At 72.3% G+C, this 18,823-nt stretch carries 13 protein-coding genes and 2 pseudogenes; 5 read left to right on the forward strand and 10 right to left on the reverse strand.

Going from position 1 to position 18,823, the window contains the following annotated elements:
• Positions 1 to 129 precede the first annotated feature (129 nt).
• A complete protein-coding gene (gene nsdA / locus P3H78_RS30065) occupies positions 130 to 1,614 on the reverse strand; it encodes a transcriptional repressor NsdA (RefSeq protein ID WP_276112339.1) in 1,485 nt (494 codons plus the stop codon).
• A 447-nt stretch (positions 1,615 to 2,061) separates the two neighbouring features.
• On the opposite strand from nsdA, the gene P3H78_RS30070 reads away from it, so the two are divergent.
• Positions 2,062 to 2,724, forward strand: coding sequence for a bifunctional DNA primase/polymerase (locus P3H78_RS30070; protein ID WP_276112340.1), 663 nt, complete (start codon positions 2,062 to 2,064; stop codon positions 2,722 to 2,724).
• A gap of 125 nt (positions 2,725 to 2,849) precedes the next feature.
• Here P3H78_RS30070 and ftsY read toward each other — a convergent pair whose 3' ends face one another.
• Complete coding sequence (gene ftsY / locus P3H78_RS30075) at positions 2,850 to 4,058, reverse strand: signal recognition particle-docking protein FtsY (protein WP_276112341.1); 1,209 nt, start codon at positions 4,056 to 4,058, stop codon at positions 2,850 to 2,852.
• Between the two features lie 226 nt (positions 4,059 to 4,284).
• Between ftsY and P3H78_RS30080 the strand changes: the two genes are divergently transcribed.
• Positions 4,285 to 5,745 (forward strand): cytosine permease, encoded by a 1,461-nt coding sequence (locus P3H78_RS30080; RefSeq protein ID WP_276112342.1) that lies wholly within the window; start codon positions 4,285 to 4,287, stop codon positions 5,743 to 5,745.
• A 1,053-nt stretch (positions 5,746 to 6,798) separates the two neighbouring features.
• On the opposite strand, the gene P3H78_RS30085 is transcribed toward P3H78_RS30080, so the two are convergent.
• From P3H78_RS30085 to P3H78_RS30100, 4 genes are all read right to left on the reverse strand, one after another.
• On the reverse strand, positions 6,799 to 8,217 hold the full coding sequence (locus P3H78_RS30085; RefSeq protein WP_276112343.1) for a sugar porter family MFS transporter: 1,419 nt from the start codon (positions 8,215 to 8,217) through the stop codon (positions 6,799 to 6,801).
• 274 nt (positions 8,218 to 8,491) lie between these two features.
• Positions 8,492 to 12,046: a chromosome segregation protein SMC gene (gene smc, locus P3H78_RS30090; RefSeq protein ID WP_276112344.1), complete on the reverse strand. Its 3,555-nt coding sequence runs from the start codon at positions 12,044 to 12,046 to the stop codon at positions 8,492 to 8,494.
• A gap of 204 nt (positions 12,047 to 12,250) precedes the next feature.
• Entirely contained in the window at positions 12,251 to 12,454 is a 204-nt protein-coding gene (locus tag P3H78_RS30095; protein ID WP_018567931.1) for a hypothetical protein, read from the reverse strand.
• A 379-nt stretch (positions 12,455 to 12,833) separates the two neighbouring features.
• Positions 12,834 to 13,115 carry an acylphosphatase gene (locus P3H78_RS30100; protein WP_276112345.1) on the reverse strand — a complete coding sequence of 94 codons (282 nt, stop codon included), beginning with the start codon at positions 13,113 to 13,115 and terminating at the stop codon, positions 12,834 to 12,836.
• A 172-nt stretch (positions 13,116 to 13,287) separates the two neighbouring features.
• On the opposite strand from P3H78_RS30100, the gene P3H78_RS30105 reads away from it, so the two are divergent.
• A complete protein-coding gene (locus tag P3H78_RS30105) occupies positions 13,288 to 14,391 on the forward strand; it encodes a CAP domain-containing protein (RefSeq protein WP_276112346.1) in 1,104 nt (367 codons plus the stop codon).
• Here P3H78_RS30105 and P3H78_RS30110 read toward each other — a convergent pair.
• Positions 14,385 to 14,787 (reverse strand): annotated as a pseudogene (locus P3H78_RS30110) (tyrosine-type recombinase/integrase); the annotation flags it as partial. The gene P3H78_RS30105 and the pseudogene P3H78_RS30110 overlap by 7 nt on opposite strands.
• 633 nt (positions 14,788 to 15,420) lie before the next feature.
• On the opposite strand from P3H78_RS30110, the gene P3H78_RS30115 reads away from it, so the two are divergent.
• A complete protein-coding gene (locus P3H78_RS30115) occupies positions 15,421 to 16,302 on the forward strand; it encodes a rubrerythrin family protein (protein ID WP_276112347.1) in 882 nt (293 codons plus the stop codon).
• A gap of 83 nt (positions 16,303 to 16,385) precedes the next feature.
• Here the strand turns inward: P3H78_RS30115 and P3H78_RS30120 are convergent, their stop codons facing one another.
• The 3 genes and pseudogenes from P3H78_RS30120 to P3H78_RS30125 all read right to left on the reverse strand — a co-directional run bounded on the left by P3H78_RS30120 (position 16,386) and on the right by P3H78_RS30125 (position 17,947).
• Positions 16,386 to 16,727, reverse strand: a complete 342-nt coding sequence (locus P3H78_RS30120; RefSeq protein ID WP_276112348.1) for a hypothetical protein — start codon at positions 16,725 to 16,727, stop codon at positions 16,386 to 16,388.
• A gap of 380 nt (positions 16,728 to 17,107) precedes the next feature.
• A pseudogene (locus P3H78_RS33350) lies at positions 17,108 to 17,296 on the reverse strand (hypothetical protein); the annotation flags it as partial.
• Positions 17,297 to 17,494: 198 nt separating this feature from the next.
• Positions 17,495 to 17,947, reverse strand: a complete 453-nt coding sequence (locus tag P3H78_RS30125; RefSeq protein WP_276112349.1) for an iron chaperone — start codon at positions 17,945 to 17,947, stop codon at positions 17,495 to 17,497.
• Positions 17,948 to 18,109: 162 nt separating this feature from the next.
• On the opposite strand from P3H78_RS30125, the gene P3H78_RS30130 reads away from it, so the two are divergent.
• Positions 18,110 to 18,700 carry a TetR/AcrR family transcriptional regulator gene (locus tag P3H78_RS30130; RefSeq protein WP_276112350.1) on the forward strand — a complete coding sequence of 197 codons (591 nt, stop codon included), beginning with the start codon at positions 18,110 to 18,112 and terminating at the stop codon, positions 18,698 to 18,700.
• Positions 18,701 to 18,823: the final 123 nt, after the last annotated feature.

Raw genomic sequence — 18,823 nt, forward strand, 5'->3', positions numbered from 1 at the left:
GCATGGATGAACGGCGGGACACGCCGCCGCAGGCGGACATGGACCGGCCGCGGCGGCCTTCCGATGACCTGGCATGGGGGAGCCGAGTCGGGCAGTTCGGGAGGGCCGGCCGCGGCCGGGGTCGGTGGGTCAGACCGCCTCGGCGGTCTCGGGCAGCTCGACGGCGAGCCGCTCGGTCAGGTCGACGATCTCGCCCAGGTCGCCGAAGTCGCGGGCGGCGTTGTCGACGGTCTTGCGGATGCGGGTGTTCACCCGCTCGGAGCGGACCTTCTTGGCGATCTGCATGGCCTGCACGGCGTAGGTCGTGCTCTGCTCGGGCTCGCGCCGGAGCAGGTGGACGGTGGCCATGCCGATGAGGTTGAGCGCGTACGACCGCTGGTGCTCCTCGTCCTCCGCGAACAGGAGCACGGCCTTCTCCATCAGCGGCTCGGCGAGCGAGGCGTAGGTGGGGCTGCGGCCGGCCACGTAGGCGAGGTCGCGGTAGGAGTGGGAGTTCTCGCCGTACAGCTCGGCCTCGGAGAAGAAGCGGATCCAGTCCGGGTCCGGCTCGTCCCAGTCGCCGGCGTCGGTGAAGGAGTCCTCCGCCATCCGCACCGCACGCTTGCAGCGGCCGGGCTGGCCCATGTTGGCGTAGGCGCGCGCCTCCATCGCATACAGCATCGACTGGGTGCGCGGGCTCGCGCAGTCCCGGCTGCCGTACTGCGCGAGGTGGATGAGCTCCAGCGCGTCCTCGGGGCGGCCCAGGTGGATCATCTGGCGGCTCATGCTGGACAGCACGTAGGAGCCGAGCGGCTTGTCCCCGGCCTCCTTGGCCGCGTGCAGGGCGAGCACGAAATACTTCTGGGCGGTGGGCTGGAGCCCGACGTCGTAACTCATCCAGCCGGCCAGCTCGGCCAGTTCCGCGGCGACCTTGAACAACCGGCGGGCGGTGGAGTCGGGCTGGGACTCCTGGAGGAGGTCCGTCACCTCGTGGAGCTGGCCGACGACGGCCTTGCGGCGCAGCCCGCCGCCGCACTGGGCGTCCCACTGCCGGAACATCACGGTGGTGGACTCCAGCAGCTCCAGCTCGGGCCGGGACAGCCGGCCGGGGCGGCGGGACGCGGACGGCGACTCGGGCTCCCGCAGCGGGGCCGGGGGTGCGGGCACCAGCCAGCGCTGCAGCGGCTCGATGAGGGTCGGGCCCGCGGACAGCGCCAGCGAGCTGCCGAGGAAGCCGCGCCGCGCCAGCATCAGGTCGCTGCGCGAGAACTCGCCGAGCAGGGCCACGGTCTGTGGGCCCGTCCACGGCAGGTCGACGCCGGTCGTGGAGGGCGACTGGCGCGCGGTGCGCAGACCGAGGTCCTCCACCGACACGACGCAGCCGAAACGCTCGGAGAACAGCTCCGACAGGATCCTGGGGATCGGCTCGCGCGGATTCTCCCCGTCCAGCCAGCGCCGTACGCGCGAGGTGTCGGTGGAGATGTGGTTGGCGCCCAACTGGCGGGCCCTGCGGTTGACCTGGCGGGCCAGCTCGCCCTTGGACCAGCCGCTGCGCACGAACCAGGAGGTGAGCAGCTCGTTGGGGCGCTTGTCCACGCTCGCAGTGCTCGTACCGCCACCGCCGTTGCCGCTCACTGGAACGCCCCCATTCCTGAGACCACTTGCCGCCGAGTGCGCCAAGCCCTAACAGAATGCCGGTCGGCACGACTTCCGTCCGCCGCTTCTCACCCTTCGAACGGACTGCCGCCTTGCCTCCGGCATACCCACGAGTGGATGTGCCCCCAGGACTCGCACACTCACAGTAATCCTACGATCACCCGCCCAGCCACGGCGATCCCTGAAACGCCACCATTCGCCACCCCATCGAATGAACTCTCGGTGGCCCCGGCGCGATTCACTTGACACAGGACGAGAACGAGCTGGCGGAGGGGTGCGCGCGAGGGCGTGCACGGTCGGGCGCACCACCTGGGGGACCTCCGGGCGCCACTCGGTCCCGGTGGAACCCGGGAGGATCCGGGAACCGAGAGTGATGATCCGCACGCGCCTCGTAACCATCGAGACGCCGGACCCGTTGGAGGGGGCATGGGCTTCACGATCGGCGGCATGCGCGACAACCGCTCCGGCACGCGGCGGCGCGGACGGTCGTTGCGCTCCACGGAGTGCACGGCGGTGGCCGAGTACACCGGACTCTGGGGCTGGGACGTGGCGCGGGGCGCGCGGGCCGTCGGCGGCGCCTGCTCCTGCGGCCGCACCGCCTGCCCCGCGCCGGGCGCCCACCCCCTGGAGTTCGCGCCCGAGATCCCGGCCGGCGCCACGCTCGACGAGGTGGGCCGTGCCTGGGCGGACATGCCCGGGGCCGCGGTCATGCTGGCGGTCGGGCGGTCCTTCGACGTGATCGAGGTCGCCGAACCGGCGGGCCGCAGGGCGCTGGCCCGGCTGGAGCGCATGGGGCTCCCCCTCGGCCCGGTCACGGCGACCCCGGACGGCCGCGCGCAGTTCTTCGTCGCCCCCGGCGCCGCCGCCGAGCTGACCGACCTGCTCTACCGCATGGGCTGGGACGACCCCGACGCCCTCGACCTGCGCGGGCTCGGCGCCGGGACGCACATCACGGCCCCGCCGTCCGACCGCGGCGGCCTCGGCCCGGCGCGCTGGCTGCGCCCGCCGGCCCTGGAGTCGGCCCAGCCGCCGGAGGCCCGGCTGCTGCTGGGCACACTGGCGTACGTGGCCCACCGCTCCCGCGCCTGACCCCGCCCCCGGCCGCCACCGCTCCGCCCACCCCTCGCATCCCCCGCGCCCCCGCGGCGGTACGACGACGGCGCCCGTCCCCGGCACATCTCCGGGGGCGGGCGCCGTCGCAGGGGCGCCGTCGGTCACTCTCCGATGAGCGCGTCCACGAACGCCTCCGGCTCGAACGGCGCCAGGTCGTCCGCGCCCTCGCCGAGCCCGATCAGCTTGACCGGCACGCCCAGCTCGCGCTGGACCGCGACGACGATGCCGCCCTTGGCGGTGCCGTCCAGCTTGGTGAGGACGATGCCGCTGATGTCGACCACCTCGGCGAAGACCCGCGCCTGCACCAGGCCGTTCTGCCCGGTCGTCGCGTCGAGCACCAGCAGCACCTCGTCGATCGGGGCGTGCTTCTCCACGACGCGCTTGACCTTGCCCAGCTCGTCCATGAGGCCGGTCTTGGTGTGCAGCCGGCCGGCGGTGTCGATGAGGACGACGTCGGCCCCGATCTCCTTGCCCTCCTTGACCGCGTCGAAGGCGACGGAGGCCGGGTCGCCCGCCTCCGGGCCGCGCACGGTGTGGGCGCCGACCCGCTCGCCCCAGGTCTGCAGCTGGTCGGCGGCGGCGGCACGGAAGGTGTCGGCGGCGCCGAGCACGACGCTGCGCCCGTCGGCCACCAGCACCCGGGCGAGCTTGCCGGTGGTGGTGGTCTTGCCGGTGCCGTTGACGCCGACGACCATCACGATGCCGGGCTTGCTGGCGGGGGGCTCCGTCCTGACCGTCCGGTCCAGGTCGGGGCCGACCAGGGTGAGCAGCTCCTCGCGGAGCAGGCCGCGCAGTTCGTCGGGGGTGCGGGTGCCGAGCACGCGGACGCGCTCGCGCAGCCGCTCGACGAGTTCCTGGGTGGGCTGCACGCCGACGTCGGCGGTCAGCAGGGTGTCCTCGATCTCCTCCCAGGTGTCGTCGTCGAGGTGTTCGCGCGACAGCAGGGTCAGCAGGCCCTTGCCCAGCGCGTTCTGCGAACGGGAGAGGCGGCTGCGCAGCCGCACCAGGCGGCCGGCGGTGGGCTCCGGAACCTCGATCTCGGGGGCCGGGAGCTCCTCGACGGGAGGCTCCTCCACGGCGACGGGAGCGGAGCCGCCCGGAAGGTCCACCTCCTCTATGGTCCGCCGCGGTTCTTCGCGCGGCGTCTCGGCCTCGTCGCCGACGTGCGGTTCGGCCGGAGGGGCGGTGATGTCGGGCGTCGAGGGGGGCGGCGGCGGCAGCGACTTCTTCCGTCGACTGCCGACGATGAGCCCGCCAAGCGCGACGACCGCGACCACGGCGATGACTACAGCAAGGATGACGGTTTCCATAACCCGTCCAGTATCAGCCATGGGTCATGGCGACACCCCGCTCGTGTCTTCCGCCAAGAGACAAACGCCACTGAAAGGCATGAGTCGTATCAAAGTACGATGGAGTCGCTCGCGCTCCGGCGCGTAGAGTCCCGACGTCACTTTCTGTCTTCTCCGTAGTCATCCTCCTCCCCCGCAGCCCCGCACCTCCCCCTCCCCCCACGACCGAGGCACGGAACGTTTCTTCATGAGTAAGACCGCCGAGACCGAAGGCGCCCTGGAAACCCGCGGCATCGAGCAGGTGCCCGACCACGAGCGCACCGCCAGGACACGTGAGCTGTTCCCGACCTGGGTCGGCGCCAACATCAGCGTGCTGCTGCTCACGATGGGCGCGAGCCTCGTCGTGGCGTACCACCTCGACATCTGGCAGGCGCTCGTGGTGGCCGCCGCGGCCCCGTTGGTCTCGTACGGGCTGGTCGGCCTCATCGGCATCGCGGGCAAGCGCGGCGGGGCGCCCGGCATGGCGCTGTCCCGGGCCGTCTTCGGGCAGCGCGGCAACCTGCTGCCCGGCTCGCTGATCTGGGTGGCCCGGTGGGGCTGGGAGACCATCAACGCGGTGACCGGCGCCTACGCGATGCTCACCATCCTGGACATCGTGTTCGGCCTCAAGGCGAACAGCGTGCTGGACATGGTGATGCTGCTGGCGTTCGTCGTCGCGACCTTCGCGATCTCCGGGCTCGGCATCAACGCCGTCCAGAAGTGCAACAAGTACGCCACCTACCTCTTCGGCGTCTTCTCGGTCCTGGTCCTCGGCTACCTGATCGTGCACACCGACTGGTCGCGCGTGACCGACCGGCCCGCCGGCTCGGCGGCCTCGGTGATCACGGGCATCGGGCTGATCGCGGCGGGCGGCGTCAGCTGGATCCCCTCCGCACCGGACTTCACCCGCTACCTGCCGCGCACCGCCTCGTCCAAGGCGATCGTGGGCACCTCGGTCGGCGGCGCCGGCATCGTGGTGCTCCCCATGGTGCTGATGGGCGCGGTGATGGCGGTGTCCACGCCGGACCTCGCCTCCGCCGCCGACCCGGTCTCCTTCGTCGGCGAGATCCTGCCGACGTGGATCGCGGTGCCGTACCTGATGATCGCCCTGATCGGCATGCTGCTGATCAACTCGATGTCGATGTACTCGGCCGGATTCACCGCGCAGACCCTCGGCTTCAAGGTCCCCCGGCACTGGGCGGTCTCGGTCAACGCCGTGATCTCCCTGGCCTTCGGCGGCGTCCTGATGCTCGTGGCGACCAGCTTCATGGGCTCGTTCATCGCCTTCCTGTCGCTGCTGGCCGTGGCCTTCTCCGCCTGGGTCGGCGTCTTCGGCGCGGACATGCTGCGGCGCACCGACTACGACGGCCGGGCCATGGCGGACACCACGCGCACCAGCGCCTACTGGTACCGGGGCGGCTTCTCCCCCGCGGCCGTGGCCGCCTGGGCGGTCGGCCTGGTCTCCGGCCTGCTCTTCTCCACCTCGGACTGGTTCACGGGCCCGCTGGCGAAGAACAACGTCGTCGGCGAGTACGGCCTCGGCTGGATCGCCACGATCGTGATCTCGGGTCTGCTGTACGTCGTGCTGCCCAAGCCGGCGGTGGCCGCCCCGGCTCCGGCCCCGGCGGAGGACGCGGCGGCCGAGGAGCCGGCTCCGGCGACCGTCTGACACCACGACGACCGACGCGGTCCCCCTCCACACGACGGGGTGGAGGGGGACTTCTCGTGCCCGCCCCGGGCCCGGCTCCGGCGAGCGGGCCGGCGCGCGAAGGGGCGGGCGGCGTCAGGGAGGGGCCTCCGCCCACGCCCGGCGAGCGGGCAGACGAGCGGAGGAGCCGCGTTCCGCACGCGCGAGCGGGCCTGCGCAGGGAGGGGCGGTGCGAGGCGGTGCACCGCTCGCTCCCTCCGGTCGGGCCGGCCGACACCCGGCGAGGCCACCGCCCACGCCCGCCGGGCTGGTTCGCCGCGGCGCGCGACGCCCCGTTCACGCCCTCCCGTCCGAGGGCAGCCCTCCGTCTCGCCGACGGGCACGGTCCGTATGTCTGCGCAGGCGGCGTGGGGCGCTACCCGGGCGGCCGGTCCCGCCGCCCCGGGGCGGACTCCCCTTCATACGGCGTCCGGGGCGCGGCCGCGCACCGGATCCGGAATCGGGGCCCGCGGCAGGGCACCGCCCGCGGCGGCCGCGTCCCCGCACGGGCCGGGGACGTCCACCGCCCCATGGGCCGACGGCCCCGGCTCGATCCCGCCCGGCGACGGCGGACCCCGTGCGCGCCGGAACGACCGGCGCGCGGAGTCGCAACCTTCAGCCGGCGAAGGCCCCGTCAGGCCCGGCCATCCCGCCGCCTCTGCGCTCCCGCCGCGGTCCGACCAGCCCGCGCCGCCCCACCCGGTCCTGCGATCTCGCCTCAACGGGCCGGCGAAGGCCCGGCGGCATCGAGCGGCCGCTCCGGACCACCGGGCGCTCCCGCAGCGGGCCGGTCGGTCCGCGCCGCCCGCGCCGGACGGCCCGGCGCGGGCGGCGGGGGCGGCAGGGGCGGCGCCGGTGAGCGCGCCCGGAGGCCGACGCCGGCGCGGCTCCCCGCCGGTGACGCACCGCCCTACGACACACCGCCGTACGACACACCGCCGCCCCCGCTCGGCCAGGGCCGGGCGGGGGCGGCGGACGGTGCGAGGAGAGGGGCAGCGGGGTCTTGGCCCCGTCTCCTCGGGCTCGGGGCGGCGGTCAGCCCATCTCCTCCAGCGACTTGCCCTTCGTCTCCTTGACGAACTTCAGGACGAACGGGATGGAGAGCGCGGCGAAGACCGTGTAGATCACGTACGTGCCGGACAGGTTCCAGTCGGCCAGCGACGGGAAGCTCGCGGTGATGGCCCAGTTGGCGATCCACTGCGCGGCGGCGGCCACGCCCAGGGCGGCGGCACGGAGCCGGTTCGGGAACATCTCGCCGAGCATGACCCAGACGACCACGCCCCAGGAGAGGGCGAAGAAGAGGACGAAGACGTGGGCGGCGATCAGGGCGACCCAGCCCTGGGTGGCGGGCAGCTTGCCGCCGACCAGGTCGGAGGAGAAGGCCCAGGCCTCCAGCGCAAGGCCGACGGCCATGCCGACGGAGCCGATGAGGGCGAGCGGCCTGCGGCCGATGCGGTCCACGAAGATCATCGCGATCACGGTGCCGACGATGTTGATGATCGACGTCGTGAAGGAGTAGAAGAACGAGTCCGTCGGGTCGACGCCGACCGACTGCCACAGCGTCGAGGAGTAGTAGAACGCGACGTTGATGCCGACGAACTGCTGGAAGACCGACAGGCCGATGCCGACCCAGACGATCGGCTTGAAGAAGAAGCCGCCGCCGAGCAGGTCCTTGAAGGTGGACTTGTGCTCGCTCTTCATGGCGTGCTCGATCTCGGAGACGCGGGCGTCGAGGTCGGTGCCGTCGCCCTCGACCTCGGCGAGGATCTCGCGGGCGCGCTCGCGCCGGCCGACGGAGAGCAGGAAGCGCGGGGACTCGGGGATGGCGAAGGAGAGCAGGCCGTACAGGACGGCCGGGACGACCATGACGCCCAGCATGACCTGCCAGGCCTCCAGGCCCATCAGGTGGCCGCGCTGGTCGCCGCCGGCGGCGTTCAGCAGGCCCCAGTTGACCAGCTGGGAGATGGCGATGCCGACGACGATCGCGGCCTGCTGGAAGGAGCCGAGCCGGCCGCGGTAGGCGGGCGGGGCGACCTCGGCGATGTAGGCCGGGCCGATGACCGAGGCCATGCCGATGGCGAAGCCGCCGACGATGCGCCAGAAGGCGAGGTCCCAGAGCGCGAAGGGAAGCGCCGAGCCGACGGCGCTGACGGTGAAGAGCGCGGCGGCGATCTGCATGCAGCGGATGCGGCCGATGCGGTCGGCTATGCGGCCGGCGGTCGCGGCGCCGATGGCGCATCCGATCAGGGCGATGGCGATGACCTGGGCCAGCGCCGCGGAGCCGATGTCGTACCGGCTCCGGATGGCCTCGACGGCGCCGTTGATGACGGAGCTGTCGTAGCCGAAGAGGAAGCCGCCCATCGCGGCCGCGGCCGCGATGAAGATGACGTGCCCCAGATGATCGGGGTGAGCCGTCCGGGCTCCTGACTGTGGTGCCTGCGCTGTGCTGGTCACGTGTACTCCTCGGGCCACCGGCAACGCTGCCGGGTGGGGGTCAGCCCTTCCACGGTCGCGAGACCTGAAGGTAAAAGCAACGTTGCAGACACTATGCCTTCAAGTTTCGAAGTCAATAGGTCGACCGCTGTGACTTTCCCCGGACGGCGTGTCGAGCTTGCTTTCAAGTAATGAACTCAACTACGAGTCAACGTCCGCTTACCCCGAAGTGACGCGGAAACGCAGGGGCTTGCGGGGCCCCGGCGGCGGCTCCGCCGAGGGGGCAGGCCGGGGTTCAGCGCAGCCGCTGGGAGATGACCTTCGACACACCGTCACCCTGCATGGAGACCCCGTACAGCGCGTCGGCGACCTCCATCGTGCGCTTCTGGTGGGTGATCACGATGAGCTGCGAGGCCTCCTGCAGCTCCTGCATGATGCGGATCAGCCGCTGCAGGTTGGTGTCGTCCAGCGCGGCCTCGACCTCGTCCATGACGTAGAAGGGGCTGGGGCGTGCCTTGAAGATGGACACGAGCAGCGCCACGGCCGTCAGCGAGCGCTCGCCGCCGGAGAGCAGGGACAGCCGCTTGACCTTCTTGCCGGGCGGGCGGGCCTCCACGTCCACGCCCGTGGTGAGCATGTTGTCGGGGTCGGTGAGCACCAGGCGGCCCTCGCCGCCGGGGAAGAGGCGGCCGAAGACGCCCTCGAACTCGCGGGCGGTGTCCCGGTAGGCCTCCGTGAAGACCTGCTCGACGCGCTCGTCGACCTCCTTCACGACCTGGAGCAGGTCGGCGCGGGTCTTCTTCAGGTCCTCCAGCTGCTCGCTGAGGAACTGGTGGCGCTCCTCCAGCGCCGCGAACTCCTCCAGGGCCAGCGGATTGACCTTGCCCAGCTGCTGGTAGGCCCGTTCCGCGGTCTTCAGGCGCTTCTCCTGCTCGGCGCGCACGAAGGGCCGGGGACGGTTGCGCGGATGCTCCGGGTCCTCCGGCAGCTCCTCCCCCTCCGCGGGCGGCGACGGCGGCACCGGCTGGTGCGGACCGTACTCGCCCACCAGCCCCGCGGGCTCGACCCCCAGCTCCTCCAGCGCCTTCGTCTCCAGCTGCTCGATCCGCAGCCGCTTCTCCGCGCCGAGCACCTCGCCCCGGTGCACCGAGTCGGTGAGCTTATCCAGTTCGGTCTTGAGGTCGCGGCCCTCGGTGCGGGCCCGGCCGAGCTCCTCCTCCCGGGCGGCCTTGGCCGCCTCGGCGGCGGCACGCTCCCGCTCGGCGCGCAGCAGCGACACCTCCACATGGGCGAGGAGTTGCCGGGCGCCGGAGGCGACGGCCCCGGCGACGTCCGCCTCGTGGCGCAGCCGGGCGCGCCGCTGCTCGGCGCGGGCGCGGGCCTCGCGCTCGGTGCGGGCGGCCCGGTCGAGGGAGTCCGCCCGTCCGGCCAGGCCCTTCACCCGCTCCTCGTGGGTACGGGCCTGGAGGCGGGCCTCCATCTCGGTCTGCCGGGCGTTGGCGCCGTCGGCGGCGAGGCGGTCCCGTACGGAGGTGTCGGGTTCCTCCTCCATCGGGGCCTCCTCGGCGACGGCGAGGCGTTCGGCGAGTTCCTCGGCCTCCTGCAGCGCCCGGTCCAGGGCGTCCTGGGCGCGGGCGGCGGCGGCCGCGGACCGCTCGGCCTCGCCGGCGGCGCCGCGGGCCTGTCCGGCGAGCCGGCCGAGCTGCTGGGCCACGGACGACTTCTCCCGGTCGGCGGCCCGCCGCTGTTCGCCGAGCTCCTCCACCCGTGCGGCGCACTCGGTGCGGTGGCCGGCGGCCCCGTCCCGGGTCCCGGTGAGCTCCGTGCACCGCACGGCCAGCTCCCGCAGCTCGGCGGCGGCCTCGTCGACGGAGGCCTGGACCTCCAGCAGGCTGGGCGCGCCGGCCGACCCGCCGTGCGCGAAGTGCGCCGCGAGGACGTCCCCGTCGGCGGTGACGGCGGTGAGCCCGGGCCGCGCGAAGACGAAGTCCTCGGCGTCCTCGAGGGTGGACACGACGACGATGCCGTGCAGCAGCCGCCGTACGGCGGGCATGAGCTCGGCGGGCCCGCGGACCAGGTCGGCCGCGGCCGGCGGACCGCCGGGGCGTGCGTCGGGCGCGGCGGTGTCCGGGGCGCCGCCGACGAGCAGGGCCGCCCGTCCCGCGTCCTCCTTGCGCAGCAGCCGGATCGCGTCCGCGGCCGCGGACGGGGAGGCGACCGCGAGGGCGTCGGCCGCGGCGCCGAAGGCGGCGGCCAGCGCGGTCTCGTGTCCCGGGGACACCGTCAGCAGCTCGGCCGCCGGGCCGAGCATCCCGGCGAGGCGATCGCGGGCGCCGAGCAGCGCGCCGGTGCCGTCCTTGCGGCGCAGTCCGAGGGCCAGGGCGTCGTGCCGCGCCTGGGTCGCCGCGCGCTGCCGCTCGGTGGCCGCGACCGCGTCCCGGGCCGCGGCGAGGGCGGACTCCGCGTCGCCGAGCCGCTGCCGGGCGGTCTCGTGCCGGGCGGCGAGTTCCGCGTCGCCGGCGTCGAGCCCGTCGACCTCGGCCTGCAGGGCCTCGTACTCCTCCTGGGCGTGGACGGCCCGCTCCTGTGCCTCGTCCCGGGCGGCGGCGAGCCGGTCGATCTCGGCCTGTGCGGAGGCGGCGCGTGAACGGGCCGCGTTGACCTGGCCGCTGAGCCGGGCCAGGCCCTCGCGGCGGTCGGCGATGGCCCGGGCCGCGTCCTTCAGGCGGCGCTCCTCGGCGGCGAGTTCGCGCTCCAGGTCGGCGCGGTGGGCGACGGTGTCCTCCAGGGCGCGCTGCGCCGCCTCCAGCGCGGCCTCCAGTTCGGCCTCCTGCTCGCGGACGCGGGCGGCCTCGCGCTCCAGGTCCTCGGGGTCGCGGCCGCGGCGCTCCTCGGGGGGTGCGGAGGTGGCGCTCTTGACCCGGGCGTCGGCGAGCGAGACGGTGCCGCGGATCCGTTCGGCGAGCTGGGACAGCTCGTACCAGGTCTGCTGGGCGGTCCGCAGGCGCGGGGCGAGCCGGCGCACCTGGTCCTCCAGCAGGGACTCGCGCTGGAGCGCCTTGCGCAGCTCGTCCTCGGCGCTCTCCTTGCGCTCCTTGAGCGCGGCCTCGTCGGCGATCTCCGTCTGCAGGGCCTGGCGGAGCCGGACGAGGTCGTCGGCGAGCAGCCGGAGCCGGGCGTCGCGCAGGTCGGCCTGGATCACGGCGGCGCGGCGGGCGACCGCGGCCTGCCGGCCGAGCGGTTTCAGCTGGCGGCGGAGCTCGTCGGTGAGGTCCTGCACACGCGCCAGATTGGCCCGCATGGCGTCCAGTTTCCGCAGCGCCTTCTCCTTGCGCTTGCGGTGCTTGAGGACGCCGGCTGCCTCCTCGATGAAGGCGCGGCGGCCCATGGGGTCGGCGTGCAGGACGGAGTCGAGCTGGCCCTGGCCGACGATGACGTGCATCTCGCGGCCGATGCCGGAGTCGGAGAGGAGTTCCTGGATGTCGAGCAGCCGGCAGGTGTCGCCGTTGATCTGGTACTCGCTGCCGCCGTTGCGGAACATGATCCGCGTGATGGTGACCTCGGCGTACTCGATGGGCAGCGCCCCGTCGGAGTTGTCGATGGTCAGCGAGACCTCGGCGCGGCCGAGCGGCGGGCGGCCGGTGGTGCCGGCGAAGATGACGTCCTCCATCTTGCCGCCGCGCAGGGACTTGGCACCCTGCTCCCCCATGACCCAGGTGAGCGCGTCCACGACGTTGGACTTGCCCGAGCCGTTCGGGCCGACCACGCAGGTGATGCCCGGCTCGAAGCGGAGCGTGGTGGCCGAGGCGAACGACTTGAACCCGCGGAGGGTCAGGGCCTTGAGGTGCACGGCGCTGGACTCTACCCGCGAGGGCCGTCCCACTCCATGAACGCGCGGTTTCGCGCGTGAACGGGCAGGGCAGACCACACGTTGAAGAGGGTGAAAGAATGTGCGGGGGCAAGAAAGAAGGGACGCCGGAGCGTCCCTTGCAAATCTGACAACTGAGCGGTTGATACGGGCAGCCAACCACTGTGCCGTGGTGCGATGCAGTGATCAGGTGAGCGCAGGCTCCGCCTGGTGTGCGTCGACGCGCTCCATGATCCTGTCGTGAGAAGCGGCAGCCGCCAGCGCGTCGTTCTCGGCCTGGATCCGTACGAGCTCGGATTCGAGGTCCTGGACACGCTGCTGGAGCCGTCGCATCTCGGCGAGGAGTCGAGGGTCGGAGCCACCGACGTAACCGAGAAGCGCCTTTGCCATGATGGATGGTCCTCCACACTGAGTGACCGACCGAAGCGGTGTGGGTCGTGAGGGATTCGCACCCGCAGCGCTTGGCACTGTGGACTTCGTGCTGCCGTTCATCCATGCCAAACAGCTAAGGTGCGCGGGTTTTCAGCGTCTCACCAAAAAGTTTGACGGTCAACACGATCACGCCCCGTATCGGCGGGCGTCCCGGGGGCGCGCGGCCGAACGGCGGCGGCGCTGCGACTCCTGCGGGCCCCTCGGGGCGTGGCGATCATCCTGCCGTGCGGAACCCCGTACGGCAAGCCCCTCTCGGCAACCACCTGCTCCTTTCGCCCGGGGGCAGGCGCCGGCGGCGTCTCCCGCCGCCGGCGCGGGCGTCTCCGGCGGGGACGGCTCAGCGCTCCACGAAGCCCTCGTACCCCCCGCGGGGTGTGGCCCAGATCTCGGTGACGCCGTCCACGCGACCGGGCGTGTCGCCACTCTGCAACCAGACGAGCAGGGCATGGCACGCCGTGCGCGGCCCTTCGGCGACCACCTGGACGCGTCCGTCGTCGAGATTGAGAGCAAAACCACTGAGGCCCCCGATCTCCAGGGCTCTGGCCCGGGTGAACCAGCGGAAACCCACACCCTGGACGCGTCCGCGCACCCATGCGGTCATCCGTACATCCTCGCTCATGGGTGCAACCTAACGGGCCAATACCTCTCGGGGCACGTCCTCCCCCGACGCCATGGGGTACCGTCCCGACCCAATGAATCTCAATTGAAACTCACTCGATCGTGTGAGTTGGGTTGCTCGTGACGGCTCCATGCGCGCGGCGGCCCGCAGGCAGGACGAGGAAGGCCAGGACATGGGACGCCACCGACGCCCTGACGCCGGCCGCGCCGCCACGGGCCGCGCCCCGGGGGCCACGGAGACGCACGGGTCGCGCGCACGGGGCCACGACCCGCGGGACCGGTACGCGGACGACGGCCGCCTGGGCATCGCGCCGTACCTGAACCCGGACGCATACACGAGGGCGCAGGAGTACCTGTTCGGGGCGGACGACGAGCACGCGCGGGCCTCGCGCACGGTGAGCTTCCCCGCCGACGGCTTCTCCCCGTCGAACGGGCCGCGCCGGAGCGGTCACCGCCGCCGCAAGAAGGCGGCGACGCCCGTCCGCACGGGCCTGCTCGGCGTCTCGGCCGCCGTCGCCCTCGGCACGGTCGCGGTCGCGACCGGCGCGGTGCCCGGCCTGGACAACTACCGACTGGGCGGCGGCAGCAGCACCGGCGCCGACGCGGTGCAGGCCGCCGGCACCCCCACGAACTCGGCGACGGAGCAGGGCGGGACGTCCGGCAGCGTGCAGCAGCGCACCGACTCCCCGTCGACGAGCCGCGGCGCGGACCGCTCGTCCTCCCCGAGCCGCTCGGCGTCGCCGTCGGCGTCCCCCGCTCCCTCCTCCCCCTCGGCCGCCCCCGCGGCCCCGCACCCGGCGGAGCCGACGACGGCCGCGCCGGGCCGGAACGGGAAGCCGAAGCCGGACACCCCGGCCCGCCGGGCGTCGAAGGTGCCCGCACAGGCCGCGGCCCCGGCCGCGGAGTCCGCCGAGGCACAGGTCCTGAAGCTGGTGAACGCGGAGCGGGCGAAGGCCGGCTGCACCCCGGTCACGGCGAACGGTGCGCTGACGAAACTGGCCGAGAGCTTCAGCCGGGCCATGGCCGCCCAGGACTTCTTCGACCACACCGACCCCAGCGGGGCCACGCCGTGGGACCGGGCGGCGAAGCTCGGGATCGTCGGCCTCGGCGGCGAGAACATAGCCCGCGGCCAGGCGGACCCGGCCGCGGTGATGGACGCCTGGATGAACAGCCCCGGCCACCGGGCGAACATACTCGACTGCGACTTCAAGACCCTCGGTGTCGGCGTGCACTTCGGCACCGGCGGTCCTTGGTGGACGCAGGACTTCGGCTATTGAGACAGCCGCAGGTCAGAGCCCTGGAAACTCTCCTGGGCCGTGTCCGGGCCGTCATCCGGTGGTTCTTCGTCCGCTAGAGACGCGATCCACGGCGGCCCGGGTCCGGGTCCCGCTCGACGGCATCAGGTGCGTGTACGTCCGCAGCGTGAAGCCGGGGTCATGGTGCCCCAGGTACTCGCTGAGAGCCTTGGTGCTCTCCCCCGCGTCCAGCAGCACCGAGGCGCAGAAGTGCCGCAGCGCGTGCATGCCGTTCTCCCGCCCGGTCTCGACGCCCGCGGCTCGAAGTGCCGGCCGCCGGACGCGATGGTTGAAGCGGTTCCGGTCCAGCGCCAGCCCCATGGAGCCGGTGAAGATCAGCGACGCCGTGACGGGCGGACCGTCGGAGGTCTTCCACGGCCGGCCCCTGGGACCGCAGCGAACTACGGCCCCAGGAGTCGATCTCCGCATGGAGCGGGCCACAGTCGAGGCGGTGCCTCCCACGGGGGATCGGCAGGCACCGGGATGGAGGGGGCGCCGTTCCCGGCCGCGGGCCCGTAGAGGGCGTGCGTGGGGAACTCCCATCCCGAACGCCATCGGCCCAGGCAGAGCCGAGCAGACGCGGCCCAGGGGCGTCAAGGTCGTTCGTACAGCGGTGGGTTGCTGGAGGAGTGCGGACCGCGGAGTTCGATCACCTCAGGGCCGCGGTTCCCAGCCGCAGGGCTGAACGACGCCTCGAATCGGCTTCAGCCGACGCGCAGCGGCGGAGCGCAGCACCAGCGAAGAACCGATCGAGGGCGGATACTCCGATCATGTATGTGACCAGGTAGAACGTGGCAACCATCGGATGTTCGGTCACTGTGCGCGCTCACCCGAAAGGGCTACGTGAAGGGGCAGTGCACACGTGTGCGGGCTGCACTGAGGAAAGGGACCCCTTACTCCGAACGCGCCCTCGAAGGAGACATCATGGTCCGCCACTCGATACGCACGCTCCTGGTCGGCGTATGCACGCTGACCGCCGCGTCCCAGGCGGCTACGGCTGTCGCTTTCGCCATGCCAAGCGCCCAGAAGCGGGCAGCACACACAGTGACCCAGGGCTTCCGCGCACAGACGCTCTCCGACCTCACCACCGCCATGAAGGGGGAAGCGTTCGCCTACGCCTCCTACAGCCTTTTCGGCACCGAGGCCGACCGCCAGGGCCACCCGGCCGTCGGTAGGCTCTTCAGCAGCACCGCGCAGACGGAGCTGAACGAGCACCTGCATCAGGCCGCCACCCTGGCTGGCACGGTCGGCACGAACGCGTCCAACCTGCGCCAGGCCATCAACGGCGAGACGTACGAACACCAGGTGATGTACCACGGCTTCGCCAGTCAGGCCCGCGCCGACGGGGACCTCGCGGCCGCCAAGTTGTTCACCGAGATCGCCGCCGACGAGGGCCGCCACCGCGACGCCTACCGCACCGCGCTGACAGCGGTGACCACCGGCCGCGGCACCGTCCCGGCGCCGCCGACGGCCAACACCGTGTCCGTGCCCGCCGGCCTTCCGCAGGTGAAGGCAGCCCGCACCCGGACCAACCTCGACACCGCCATGCACGGCGAGGCGCTCGCCCACGCCAAGTACATGCTCTACGCCGTCCAGGCACGGCAGAGCGGCAACCCGGCACTGGCCCGGTTGTTCGAAGGCACCGCCGGGGTCGAGCTGCACGAGCACTTCGCCGGCGAAGCGGTCCTGGCCGGGCTGGTCCGCACGACGAAGACGAACCTGAGCAAGGCCATCTCCGGGGAGCGCAACGAAGCGACCACGCTGTACCCCGGGTTCGCCAATCGGGCCGCGACCGTCGGTGACGCTGCCGTCGCCACCTACTTCCGCGACACAGCCGCCGACGAGGCCAAACACGCGACCGCCTTCCAGAAGGCACTCAACCAGCTGCGCTGACCTGGGGCTCACCTGGTGGGCCGGGGGCACCCGGCCCACCAGTTCGGCCGCGTCGCGCCGCGCCGCCGTCGCGCCGCGCAGCCCTACAAGGTTCTGCGGTGCAGCAAACTTCGCACCAGGAGCGGAACCGACAAAAGGAGCAGGGCTCCTTCGACGGCCAGGCTGACCAGCCCGAGCGGTTCCGTCCAGTTGCCGATGTCGTCGGTGTAGTGGGGCAGCCCGGGCCCCCTGGAGAGGACGTATCCCAGCAGGGGGCCCGCGGCGACCCCGGCCGCCAACAGCCACCCCGATCGGACGCTGCCGGCGAGAAGCAGCGCGGCAGCGACCACGGCCGCGATCTCCAGGACGTGGTAGGCGACACCGATGTAGTGGGGATCCCTCGTCGTCGTGACGCCGCCTTGATCCTTGACATGGATGACGGCCACCGCGAGGCACAGTAGGGCGCCCGCCGACCTGGCCACCCACGTGGCTTCCGGCCCCCGCACAGCGCGGTGTGACATGCGACGGCACCTCTGACTTCCCTCGGCAGTGCGTGTCTGAGGCGCCGCGTCCCAGGCCCCGTACGGTCGGGCTTGAGGATCGGCAACGCGCCGCACCTGTGTCATGTCCAGCCTCGGCGGATTGCTGCTCGCTGTCGCCCCCGACGACGCAGACGAGTGACACAGAAGGGGCGCGTGACGGACACCGGCCCAGCCCGCGCCTGGTATCCGACGTCAACGCCTGACACCAACAGGCGCGAACGCCAGTGGTCAGTGGCGATCTCCGGCGCACCCCTTCCTGAATCCCTGGTCGGTTGGTAGACGTCGGAGCGCGCCGTGAGCGACCGGATCTTCGCCACGGGCATGCCCCGGGCGGACAGCAGCACCATCCGGGCCCGCCGCCAGGCCACCACCGACCCGGTGCCCCTGCGGATGATCCGCAGCAGCCGTCCGCCCTCGGCGTCGTCGATCCCGCGGACCCGCACGCGCTCTGCCCTCGGCCCAGCCTGGCGCACGCGCGCCGTCCGAAGCGGCGCCCGGACGGCGCGTCACATCTGCGACTGAGCATGTAGTGGGCAGGATTTGCCACCTGCTGTGGTCAGCCTGGCGCCTCGACGTCGTCCGTGAGGGCGCGCAGCAGATGCTTTACCAGCAGCGCCAGGCCGCCGAGCACGCTGAGGTGCCACAGGCCCCGCCCGTTCACCGGGCGCGCCTCAGCTCACCGCCTGCTTCACGAGCGCACCGATCCGCGCCTCCACCTCGGCCGTCACCTCGGTCAGGGCGAAACCGGCCGCCCACATCGTGCCCTCGTCCAGCTTCGCCCGGTCGCTGAACCCGAGCGTCGCGTAGCGGGCCTTGAACTTCTCCGCGCTCTGGAAGAAGCACACGACCTTGCCGTCCAGCGCGTAGGCGGGCATCCCGTACCAGAGCTTCGGCGCGAGGGCCGGGGCGCTGGCTGTGATGACGGCATGGATCCGCTCAGCCATGATCCGGTCCGAGTCCTGCATCTCGGCGATCTTCGCGAGCACGTCCCGCTCCGCCTCCGCCGCCTTGTCCGCGCGCGAACTGCGGCGGGCTGCCGTCTTCAGCTCTTGGGCGTGGTCCTTCATCGCGGCCCGCTCCTCGGCCGTGAATCCCTCGTGCGTGCTGCTTTCGGTGCTGCTCATGGCAGATCTCCCTGAGAGGGTCTGATGTGCTGGATCTCGGGCGCGTGGGTGGCGACGTGCCGCCACATCCGAGATCGGCACGCTACGTGCCGATCGAGTCTGAATACTGCGCGCAGCCCTCGGCATTGTCAACGGCACGCCATGTGCCGTTAGGATGGCGGCATGACCGACACGCCCGCCACGCCGAGACGCCGAGGCGCCGCACGCACCGAAGAGCTGCTGCAGGTGACCCTCGACCTGGCTGCGGAGGTCGGATACGCGGGCCTGAGCATCGAGGCGGTCGGCCGAAGGGCCGGGGTCGGAAAACACACGATCTACCGGCGCTGGCCGTCCATGTCGGCGCTGCTGCTCGACGCGCTCAGCCGCGTGTGGACCAGTGACCTGGACTACCGCGACACCGGGGACGTCCGCGCGGATCTGCGCGAACAGTTCCTACGCTCGGGCCTCGCCCTCTCGAGCCCGCCGATCGGCCCCGTCTACCGCGCGGTCATCGCCGAGGCTCAGGCCGATTCAATGCTGCGGGCAACCCTGCACGAACGGTTCCTGGTCACCGTCGAGCAGAGCACCCTCGACCGAATCACCCGCGCCCAGCGCACCGGTGAACTGACCGCGGAAGCGAATCTGGAATTCGCCGCTGAGGTGCTGTGCGGCACGCTGTACTACCGCAGCCTGCTGTCAACCCGCCCCATCGACGAGGACGCGGTCGACGGACTGCTGGACATGTTCATGGCCGCCTACGGAACCAGCAACTAGTAGTGCTTCGTTACCTTGGGTGATCTCGCCTGGTGGCGGGCATCTTCCTGGCATGAGGCTGGGGGAGGTGGAACGGCTCCGGGTTGAGTTATCGGAGTTCGTTGCCGATGTGTTCGCTTCGGT

Origin of the sequence: Streptomyces tropicalis (genome assembly GCF_029269835.1) — a bacterium.
GTDB classification, from domain to species: Bacteria; Actinomycetota; Actinomycetes; order Streptomycetales; family Streptomycetaceae; genus Streptomyces; species Streptomyces tropicalis.

Excerpts from the sequence above, each read along its gene's own strand:
- P3H78_RS30070 (WP_276112340.1), top strand. The coding sequence starts at position 2,062 with ATGGGCTTCACGATCGGCGGCATGCGCGACAACCGCTCCGGCACGCGG.
- ftsY (WP_276112341.1), bottom strand. The coding sequence starts at position 4,058 with ATGGAAACCGTCATCCTTGCTGTAGTCATCGCCGTGGTCGCGGTCGTC.
- P3H78_RS30080 (WP_276112342.1), top strand. The coding sequence starts at position 4,285 with ATGAGTAAGACCGCCGAGACCGAAGGCGCCCTGGAAACCCGCGGCATC.
- P3H78_RS30095 (WP_018567931.1), bottom strand. The coding sequence starts at position 12,454 with ATGGCAAAGGCGCTTCTCGGTTACGTCGGTGGCTCCGACCCTCGACTC.
- P3H78_RS30100 (WP_276112345.1), bottom strand. The coding sequence starts at position 13,115 with ATGAGCGAGGATGTACGGATGACCGCATGGGTGCGCGGACGCGTCCAG.
- P3H78_RS30105 (WP_276112346.1), top strand. The coding sequence starts at position 13,288 with ATGGGACGCCACCGACGCCCTGACGCCGGCCGCGCCGCCACGGGCCGC.
- P3H78_RS30115 (WP_276112347.1), top strand. The coding sequence starts at position 15,421 with ATGCCAAGCGCCCAGAAGCGGGCAGCACACACAGTGACCCAGGGCTTC.
- P3H78_RS30125 (WP_276112349.1), bottom strand. The coding sequence starts at position 17,947 with ATGAGCAGCACCGAAAGCAGCACGCACGAGGGATTCACGGCCGAGGAG.
- P3H78_RS30130 (WP_276112350.1), top strand. The coding sequence starts at position 18,110 with ATGACCGACACGCCCGCCACGCCGAGACGCCGAGGCGCCGCACGCACC.